10 protein-coding genes are annotated in these 9,426 nt (G+C 58.0%); 5 read left to right on the top strand and 5 right to left on the bottom strand.

All coding sequences use genetic code 11. The features are described from left to right. Nucleotides 1–43 precede the first annotated feature (43 nt). Entirely contained in the window at nucleotides 44–385 is a 342-nt protein-coding gene (locus EN914_RS12995) for a DUF2934 domain-containing protein (protein ID WP_024501694.1), read from the top strand. Nucleotides 386–1,029: 644 nt separating this feature from the next. Then, on the top strand, nucleotides 1,030–1,179 hold the full coding sequence (locus EN914_RS12990; RefSeq protein WP_086081318.1) for a hypothetical protein: 150 nt from the start codon (nucleotides 1,030–1,032) through the stop codon (nucleotides 1,177–1,179). Nucleotides 1,180–1,262: 83 nt separating this feature from the next. Here EN914_RS12990 and EN914_RS12985 read toward each other — a convergent pair whose 3' ends face one another. Next, nucleotides 1,263–2,219, bottom strand: coding sequence for a DMT family transporter (locus tag EN914_RS12985; RefSeq protein WP_024501693.1), 957 nt, complete (start codon nucleotides 2,217–2,219; stop codon nucleotides 1,263–1,265). A gap of 485 nt (nucleotides 2,220–2,704) precedes the next feature. Here EN914_RS12985 and EN914_RS12980 point away from each other — a divergent pair, with 485 nt between their 5' ends. Beyond that, the gene (locus EN914_RS12980; protein ID WP_024501692.1) at nucleotides 2,705–4,015 is read left to right on the top strand and encodes a hypothetical protein; all 1,311 of its coding nucleotides are present in this window, start codon (nucleotides 2,705–2,707) and stop codon (nucleotides 4,013–4,015) included. Here the strand turns inward: EN914_RS12980 and EN914_RS12975 are convergent. Genes EN914_RS12975 through EN914_RS12960 form a run of 4 tightly spaced genes read right to left on the bottom strand, consistent with a single transcriptional unit; the run spans nucleotide 3,996 to nucleotide 7,704 of the window. After that, nucleotides 3,996–5,081 carry a hypothetical protein gene (locus EN914_RS12975; RefSeq protein ID WP_024501691.1) on the bottom strand — a complete coding sequence of 362 codons (1,086 nt, stop codon included), beginning with the start codon at nucleotides 5,079–5,081 and terminating at the stop codon, nucleotides 3,996–3,998. The genes EN914_RS12980 and EN914_RS12975 overlap by 20 nt on opposite strands. After that, nucleotides 5,074–5,664, bottom strand: a complete 591-nt coding sequence (locus EN914_RS12970) for a hypothetical protein (protein WP_127218938.1) — start codon at nucleotides 5,662–5,664, stop codon at nucleotides 5,074–5,076. Before EN914_RS12970 ends, EN914_RS12975 begins: the two co-directional genes overlap by 8 nt. A 56-nt stretch (nucleotides 5,665–5,720) precedes the next feature. After that, nucleotides 5,721–7,190: a hypothetical protein gene (locus EN914_RS12965; RefSeq protein WP_024501689.1), complete on the bottom strand. Its 1,470-nt coding sequence runs from the start codon at nucleotides 7,188–7,190 to the stop codon at nucleotides 5,721–5,723. Further along, entirely contained in the window at nucleotides 7,162–7,704 is a 543-nt protein-coding gene (locus EN914_RS12960) for an AAA family ATPase (protein ID WP_127218937.1), read from the bottom strand. Before EN914_RS12960 ends, EN914_RS12965 begins: the two co-directional genes overlap by 29 nt. 407 nt (nucleotides 7,705–8,111) lie before the next feature. Here EN914_RS12960 and minC point away from each other — a divergent pair, with 407 nt between their 5' ends. Further along, nucleotides 8,112–8,912, top strand: a complete 801-nt coding sequence (gene minC / locus EN914_RS12955) for a septum site-determining protein MinC (protein ID WP_024501688.1) — start codon at nucleotides 8,112–8,114, stop codon at nucleotides 8,910–8,912. 67 nt (nucleotides 8,913–8,979) lie between these two features. After that, nucleotides 8,980–9,426 (top strand): septum site-determining protein MinD (gene minD / locus EN914_RS12950; protein WP_127389106.1); only part of this gene is annotated, 447 nt, incomplete at its 3' end.

Raw genomic sequence — 9,426 nt, 5'->3', positions numbered from 1 at the left:
GCATTGGCGCGGCGTTCAACCCTGACCCCAAGGAGGACTGACCATGAGCGACGACCGGGACGACAGAATTCGTGAGCGCGCCTACCAGATCTGGGAACGGGAAGGCCGCATGCAGGGCGACCCCGAGCGGCACTGGCACCAGGCCGAGGCCGAGATCGACCGCGAGGGAGCCCTGCCGCTGACGGCGGACGATGCGCAAACCGGCGAGATCGCCAGCTCCGACGTGCTGGAGGTCGAGGCGCTGGCGGTGCGCACCGGCATCTCCGGCGACGAGGCACAGGAACTGCTCGACCGCCTGGGCAACGACCGCGCCGCGGTCGAGCAAGCCGCGCGCAGCCTCAAGGCCAAAGGGCGGCGAAACCCCGATGAGGGACTGGCGAAATAATCGGAGGACGAAAAATGCCGGCCAGGCTGCGACGGCTGATCGGCACGAAAAGCCCGCGCCTCTGGCGGAGGACGCGGGCCGATCGGAGGGCCGATCTTCGGCAGGCGATGGAGGGCACCACCTGCCGCATCCACTAACAATTAGCTTTGGCTAATGTTCCGTCAAGTTGGATCTGAATTTACTGCGTTGGAATGTCGGCTGCCACCGCAATTGCGCCGCTAACTTCGTGGCCGGGATGCATGTGTCCGGACAGGGAGCTTGTGTCGATGGGATAGGAATTTTTTCTTGACGGGTGAGGGCAGCTATGCTACATTTTTGCCTATGGTGCTGAGTTGCGCCAGTGACCCGTCGCCCAGGCGGGTTTTTGCGTTTTGGCCGGCGCTCGCCGAATTTCGACGTTGCCAGAAAGCGCCGACGCCAAAGCTGCCAATCTCCCCACTTGTGGGGGAGATGGCCGGCAGGCCAGAGGGGGGCGCCGCAGAGTGCCGCCTTCGAACGGGTGGATCATTTGGATCGGAACGGCGTTGATCCCTGACACAACCGGGGAATGAGCATGGCGACAAGGCGCAGGCGCTGGTCGGCAGGCCGGGCCGCCCGGCAAGCGGAAACCTTGATCAGGGCCAATCCTAGCCAGGGAGAGCGAGATGATCCGAAAACTCAAGGACGGCAAATACCGGCTGTATTCGCGCAAGAAGGACGACAAGACCGGCAAGCGGCGCAACCTCGGAACGTTCGATACGCGCGAGGCGGCGGAGAAGCACGAGAAGGAGGTGCAGTATTTCAAGCGGCATTGAGAGGCGGCCTTTGGCTGTCGCGATGGTGACTCACCAAACGCCAATGCGGCCGGCGCTGAATACAGCCGTCACCCGCAAGATGTCTACGCCACGCGTGGTTGAGCTGGCCTGGGTTTGACCACGGTGGCGAGTACGATGCCGGCGACGATGAAGGCCGCACCGACCAGATCGTAGTCATGCAAGCCCTCGCCGAGCAGCAGATAGGCGAGCATGGCCACGAACACAGTCTGCAGGTAGAGCAGCATGCTTGCCCGGCTTGCGCCGAGCGTTTCCACGCTTTTGTTGTAGAGATAGTACATCAAGGCGCCGCCGGGGCCTGCCAGATAGGCGAGCGCGAGAATGCTGTGGACGTTCATGGCGGAGCGTTCGTCGTTCAACAATTCCCACAAATGGAAAGGCAAGGCGACCAGCGCACCGGCGCCGAGCAGCAGCACGACCATCGGCAGGAGTTCGATGCCGAATTTGGCACGGCGCAAAAGCACGGTGTAGAGGCCCCAGCAGAACGCGCTGCCGACGATCCACAGCTCGCCTGCGTTGACCTTGAGTTGCAGCAGCGCCGTCAGGTTGCCGTGGGCAACAATGAAAATCATCCCGGCAAGCGCAACCAGGGCGCCAAACGACTTCCACAGCCCGAGCGGCTCGCCAAGCACGAAACGGGCGAGCACCATCGTCATGACAGGCGACAGCGCCATGATGATGCCGGCCGTGGTGGCGTCGGTGTCATTGAGACCGTGGTAGATCATACCTTGGCACAGCGTCAGGCCGATTGCCCCCACGGCGACGACCTCCACGGCGCGCGTTCGCAAAAGCCCGATCATCGCCTCGTGATGACGGTGCACGATCGGCAGCAGGATGGCGCAAGCCAGCGTCAGCCGCCAGAAGCAGAGCCCCCAGGGCGGCATTTCAGGCGCCACCCATTTGGCCGCGATATAGACACCGGCCGAAAGTAGCCAGCACAGGACGGCGGCCGGATAGCCGGCCAGGGAGGATATGGGGCGCACGGGTTGCGCGGCTTGATGCGCTATCGGCATTGCCTGCATGTCATGCCCCCTTCGATGACCTCGGCCAGACGGGGATAACATAACCTGTGTCGTTGGGGCGTGCATCCGTTTTGAAAGGGTGGGGAGGAAGCTGGGCTCGGGCGCGCCAGAACTCAAGGGCAAGGGGAAATCCTGATCAGCCAGGGAGAGCGAGATGATCCGGAAACTGAGAAGCGGAAAATACCGGCTTTATTCGCGCAAGAACGACGAAAAGACGGCAAATGGCGGAATTTGGGGACGTTTGAGACGCTTGGGGCGGCCGAGAAGCATGGGCGGGAGGTGCAGTATTCTAAACGGCATTGAGGGAGGAGAGACAAGGCTCTGTGTAGACAAGCCGATACTCCTTGGCTACTGACTTTGCCTTTCTGGCTGGCATTCGCCTTCCGCAAACGGTGTCTTGAAAACTAACCCTCTTGACTTTAAGCTAAAACTTATTCTTGCGATCAGGCCGATGCCTGGAGCCTTAATCGACGACGAGGATTATTTTGGCGGCAGATTCGGTACTGTTCGAGCCGCTTGATGGAACCGTGTCGTTCACCGATTGGCTTGAGGGCCGTCGACCGGCTCACCTATCAACAAACTCCGGCACAGATGAAGTTGCATTTCAAGGCTGGAGCAACTTTAAGGAGGCTTTCGCTCCTGAGCTTATTGGGCAAGCTGTTGAGGAGACGAGGGACGCGCTCGGTCGCCCCGTATCCTCCTGCGTAGATCCGTTTGGCGGTTCAGGAACAACGGCACTGGCATGTCAGTTTCTCGGCCTCAAGCCTCTCACGATCGAAGTCAATCCATATCTCGCAGACCTGATCGAGGCCAAGCTGACAACATACGACGTTGATCAGCTGATCCTCGATTTTAAGGCGGTTGTTGAGGCCGATATTTGCTTAGACTATGACGTTCCATTTATCGGCGCGCCGCTTACATTTGTAGAGCCGGGAGTGGATGGTCGCTACGTCTTCCCTAGGGCTGTTGCTTGTCGCTTAGCATCACTTCGGGATCGAATTTCTAGAATTGAGAGGGAGTCAAGTCGTCGACTTATGCGAGTATTGCTCGGAGCGATCGCATTGCCCGTGAGCAATGTTGTGGTGAGCGGCAAAGGACGCAGATATCGCAGTGGATGGGCTGGGCGAATGTCAAGCCAAGAGCGCGTGGAGCAGCTTTTCGTTGATGCAATGGTGCGCGCTATTTATGAAATACGACGATATGAGAAGCGTAAAGGTCGTGACTATGAACTATTTCGGGGCGACTCTAGGGAGCTTACGCCTGATAGCGGGGAGTACGACTTGGCTGTATTCTCGCCGCCGTACCCAAATTCGTTTGATTATACAGATGTATACAATGTCGAATTATGGGTATGTGGCTATCTTAAAAATAGCTTAGACAACAAGAATCTTCGCATGTCCACCTTGCGGAGCCACGTTCAAATTTCTCGACCGTTTGACACTCCTGATCTTGGCTCGCAAACGCTATCTGCTATTACCGGCCAGTTGAAAGGCGTGCGAGCTGACCTTTGGAATCGGCATATACCTGATATGGTCTCCGCTTACTTTTCTGATATGTGCGTCATTATGGAGCGGCTTAGCAAGTCTTTGGTATCCAAAGGGCGCGTCTATATGGTTGTGGGCGATAGCCGCTATGCCGGCATCCAGGTTCCTGTGGCCACAATTCTGAACGAGTTGGCTTTGGAACGCGGTTTTTCCATCGCGGGCGAAGAGCCTTTCAGATCAATGCGGGCCTCTCCTCAACAAGGTGGCCGACCGGAACTCAAGGAGACGCTCCTTACCGTGATGCGGAGCTGAGGTATCCTCTTGCGGTTCGAGATGCTGCTGTTGATCGGAATAGAAACCACCGCCAAAGCGGTACATCGTGATGCTTGGCGTCATCTTGGATGTGCGCGAAGGCGGAGTCGTCGCCGAAGTCGGTAGCACGCATGTCGTAACAGCAGAGCGCGGCCTGTAGCGCATTAAGGCGCGTTTTGTAACCGATGGCTTGCTCTAAACCGCTTTGGATGGCCTGCACGGCGACTGAGGGCGGAACGGGATTGCCAGTATTTGTTTGATCGGCAAGAGCCTTCAATTCAAGGACCCATTCGTTTACCACGGCCGGCAATCCTCCCGACGTGATGGTCTTCATAGAGATGACGATATCCGCTCGTCCGTCGTCGGTGATGGGCTCGGCCCGTAGGTCGTGCCTCGCAAAGACTGCCTTCAAGGCCTCTAGTAGACGGCCTTGAATGACCTCTTCGGGGCGATGCTCTGGTATGCCGTTCGCAGACTCCTTCCACACACGCTTAGCGTGGCCCTCAATAACGAGCGCGGGTGTCCTCAGCGAACGTTCATAGAAAGTGTCTAGAACCTCCTTCATCTGCATTCGTGTGATGGGCACATCCTCAAAGAAAACCGTCTCGGAGTCTTCGTGATTGGACAAGCCCGACCTGTAGAGCCGACCTTGCGGCACGCCCGTTCTCCAATCGACCACGACTGCCGGTATCCCACCCAGCCCAGCCTTCTTCACTGCCTGGAAAAGCGACGCGGCATCAGACCAACGGAGCAACAGTTCGAAGGAAGTCGAGAGGCTGGCTGTAGAAAGCCAAATTCGATCAACGACGGGATCAGCACCGTTGGCCAATAGGGGCGCTTCCGCCACAGAGCAGCACTTCGCATCTTCAAAGAGAGCCTCGCTTTGCAAGAAGACTGTGAATTGCCCGCTTTCGCCGCGCCCTGCACGAGTAGCAACGAGGGCGGAAACACGTCTAAAGAATCTGGTTGTGAGTGACGCTCCCGCCACCGTAGGTGTTCCCACAGTTTGAGCAATACGCTCAATCTCTTCCGGCGAGACGCCGCCGAGAATCGGCAAATCAACCATGCGCTCTCCGCTTCATTAGGCGCATGTACATCACGAGCTTCTCAGCTCTATTTAAGGTTACTCCAATCGGAACGTAGCGCTGGAACTGCTGAGCAGTGTTCCACGTCGCGTTTCCCCGCGTCGGAGATACCCATTCAGCGAAATCAACTATCCGGCCCTCAGCCACTGCTGGATCCGAGTAGGCGGCATCTGCGACTGCCGCATCATCGCGTCGATCAGGCCTAATCTCGACAAATGCATCGGCGAGTTCTGTCAGGAAATCGTCAGTTCGCGCCTCGTCTGGCAGTGTACCTAAGGCCTCCAGAATAGGAGTTGCACGGCCATGGTCCAACCGAAAGGTTGCCAGCAAACCTTCGGCGTCACCTCTTGCCAGGGTTACAACGGTGACAAATCCCCCGCCGACAAGGGAATCCAACTCGCGCTGCAACGTTGGAAAGTATGGTGCTCCACTGTCTTTCAGGACCGATCCTTCTAGGGGGTGAAGATCCCATAGTGGGCTCAGGACGTTGGCAAAGAAAGCAAAGGCGTGCAATGATCTGGTATCTATGGGGGTGCCACCAACGCGCTCTAGCGCTGCGAGCATTTGAATCAGGCGACTCCGAATTAGGACCGGAAGTGGCTGTGAAGCTGGGCTCGCGTTCATCGAGCCTCCTCATTGAGGATTTTTGCAACGGTCCTTTCATATTCCTTCCGCAAGGTGATTAAGGCCGCAGTCGGCGCTGCTAGGTGTATCAGGTTTACAAGTCGTCCCGTCCTAGCATCCAGAGTCTTGTAGGCACGTAACGTATTTGGGATGAAAGCCCCCTCTACGACATTGCACGCCAATATGACGGTCATCCCAGTTGTTCGTGTCGCAAGCTCCGCAAATAGGTTACCTGCCTTTTCTGCGAACACGGCATCGACGGATCCTTCTGGACCATCGACGATAAAAGAGCCGCTGGCGCCGCCGAACGTTTCAACGAGGCTCATTCGAAAGATGATGTCTAGATACTCCCGCTGCGAAAGCGATACTTGTGTCGCAGATCGCCTGACAAAGTCACCATCGGTCGCGCTACTTGTTAGCTCAATCTCAAACGCAGGGAACTCAAATACTCGACCGCCCTGACCGATCCGATCCTTTCTTGGGGCGTAGACCAAACGTGCTTTTTCAGCGAAGAAATCCTGAGCGTGTCTTTGGAATTCTGCTTCAAGACGCTCCCGAATAGACTCTGTTGCCACTTTCAGCTCGGCGAGCAACACCGCGATTTTCTCTTCTGCGTCGTCGCGTTCCTTCCTAAAATTAATCACCTCACGCCGTAGGCCCTCGATGCGATCTTCGTCGCGCGCCAACGCTGCCTGATCCTGAGCTGGCAGCTTGCTTCTCCATCGCCGCGCCTCTCTTCTAAGGGAGTCGACGCGGCGGCGGACCGCTTCGAGATCGTTGTCAATAACTCGATAGTCTTCCTCCACACTCCGATACTTTACCTCTGCATCGTGAAGCTCTTCGCGTGCATGCTGCAGAGCCGTGAATGCTTCAGCAGCCTTCAACTGAACCGCTTTTGCCGTCGAAACCACCTTTTCTTCCGCAGCACGGTGGGAGCCGCAAACGAGGCACAGATTTTCTGCGCGCCGACGCTCAAGCTCTTCGGCCGCGGCGTCAGCTTTGTTACCGCATGCCAAGCAGATTCGATCCGAAATAATCTTGAGAAATACATACTGCTCGTTTGGGGTGACACCGGCGAATGCATGTCGCAAGACGTCAAATTTGATCTCTTCGTATCTTTGCGCGGCGTCGTCAGCAGCTCGATCTGCTCGTTTTTGACCTATCCTGGCGTCAGACCTACGCTCCTCAATATTCTCTTGCGCCTTCTGAAGCTTGACCTCTTCGGCCTCTGCCTCTTCCAGTTCGGCGGTAGCTTTGGCCAAACGGGCACGCGTTTCGGCTGCAGTCTCCTGCTTGGCTTGCTGCGTGTCTCGCCGATTTACCAGTTTGTAGAGAACGGCGTTTAGATTTCGTGCCGAGCTGTCGGCCGAAACAATTTCGCCCTCTAAACGCCTTAGCTCCTCTGAGCTTGAGGGCGTTAGGATCGCACGAAATAATTCAAACTGAGCCGACAGATCCCAAATCAATGGATCTCTCGACTCTAGGAAGAACGTTTACGCGATCAAGTACGCGAAGAGCATCTTCAAATCGCGCGAGGCCCATCAGCGTCGCAAGCAAAGCCCTATATTCTTCTTCAACCGTCACAGAATCAGTCGCCTGAACTCCGCGTACTGAGGCCTCCACCAGCTTAAGATCGCTCAGGCGCCGGCGAACTTTCAGAATGGCCGAACCAAATTTAATCTCGGCTGTTGCCACAGCGGTGGCAGCGCTATCTCCTACGCGGACAGCGAAGAACCTCTGATCAACCGGCAAGACATCCGATCTATCCCCCGTAAAGCCGGCTCCCCTTATTCGAGCTGGCCCAGTTAGTACATATTTTAGGACCAGAAGCAGTGTACTTTTGCCAAGCCCATTTACGCCAAGCACGATCCAAGGGCCTGGTGTGAAGTCGAGGTGTAGTCCGGGAGAATTTGGTAGTCCCGGATATAGGCGGTAGCCGTCCACATCTAGACGTTGGAATATCGGGAAATGAATGGTCATGCGAAAATGTCTAAGGCGACAGCAAATTCGTCCCGCCCAGGACTTCCATCGGCAACATGACCACAAAAAATCGACTCGGGCCACGCTTCATTGAGCACGCTGATTCGCAATTCGAGCATCCGCTCGATCGTTGATACCCTAGGCACATTTCCCCCCCGGCCAAAGCCGCCTTATCTTGTCCATGAGGAAGCAGATTTGCAACCCTCCGTCCGCGACAATGTACTATCCGATGGATCGACAAGCGTTACCTTCACAGAAGCTGTGGATTCATGGTGGAAGGTCGCGAATGTCACGGAGGCCATCCAATCATGGCTGTCCCCTGCAGGGACGGCGCAGACCCCTCCTCATTAACCATTCGTTAACCATTCCCTCGCTAGCGTTTACCTCTCAGTAAGGATTCGCCAGCCGTGACCTTTGCCGCCCCCCTCGAGGCCAAATCCATCCGCTTTCGTGCCCGCTCTTTCGTCGCTTTCACGCTGACGCCGGAGGCGCCTTTGGACGTGTGGCTGGAGGGGCTGGATCACTGGATCGGCAACTCGCCCGGCTATTTCGCCGGCCGTCCGGTGGTGCTTGATCTCAACACCTTGAAGCCCGATGTCGCCGCGATCGAATCGCTGGTCGGCGTGCTTGGCCATCGCGGCATCCGCGTCTACGCCATCGAGCTCGACGGGCACACCGCACTCGCGCCCAACCTGCCGCCGGTTTTGGTCGGCGCCAAGGAGGCGACGACGGATGGGTTGCTGCCCCGCAAGGCGCGGGAGGATGTTTCCGGAGAGGGCAAGGCCGAGGGCAGGGCGCCTGAAGCCGGCGCGGCCACGGTCGGCGACGGCAAGGCTGGCGCAAGCAAGGCGGGCGATAGCGAGCCGCAGGTTGAAGCTTCGGGCACGCTGATGATCAAGGCGCCGATCCGCTCGGGCCAGGCGATCGTGCATCCGCATGGCGATGTCATCGTGCTCGGTTCGGTCGCGTCCGGTTCGGAGATCATCGCGGCGGGCTCGATCCATGTCTACGGCACGCTGCGCGGGCGCGCTTCGGCGGGTGCGCTGGGCAACAGGGGCGCGCGCATCTTCTGCCGCAAGAACGAGGCGGAGCTGCTGGCGGTCGACGGCTGGTATGTCACCGCCGAGGAGATGGAAGGCGTTTCGCGCGGCAAGCCGGTGCAGGCGTTTCTCGACGGCGACGCTTTGCGGGTTTCGACGCTGAGCTGACATTCGTTTCGATATTGGGGCGGCCGAGGGCCGCCCGACCAAGAACAACAACAACGGAGGCTTTTCAATGGGCAAGGTAGTGGTGGTCACCTCGGGCAAGGGGGGCGTCGGCAAGACGACCTCGACGGCGGCCCTTGGGGCGGCCGTGGCCAAGACCGGCAAGAAGGTGGCGCTCGTCGACTTTGACGTCGGCCTGCGCAACCTCGACCTGATCATGGGCGCCGAACGGCGCGTGGTGTTCGACCTCGTCAACGTCATCCAGGGCCAGGCGAAACTCTCGCAGGCGCTGATCCGTGACAAGCGGGTCGAGACGCTGTTCCTGCTGCCGGCCTCGCAGACGCGCGACAAGGATGCGCTGACCGAAGAAGGCGTCGGCGAAGTCATCGACAAGCTGCGCTCGGTGTTCGACTATGTGTTCTGCGACAGCCCGGCCGGCATCGAGCGCGGCGCGCAGCTCGCCATGCGCTTTGCCGACGAGGCGGTCATCGTCACCAATCCGGAAGTGTCGTCGGTG

Origin of the sequence: Mesorhizobium sp. M7A.F.Ca.CA.001.08.2.1 (genome assembly GCF_003998455.1) — a bacterium.
GTDB lineage: Bacteria > Pseudomonadota > Alphaproteobacteria > Rhizobiales > Rhizobiaceae > Mesorhizobium > Mesorhizobium ciceri.
This window is presented reverse-complemented; position numbering and strand designations above follow the sequence as displayed.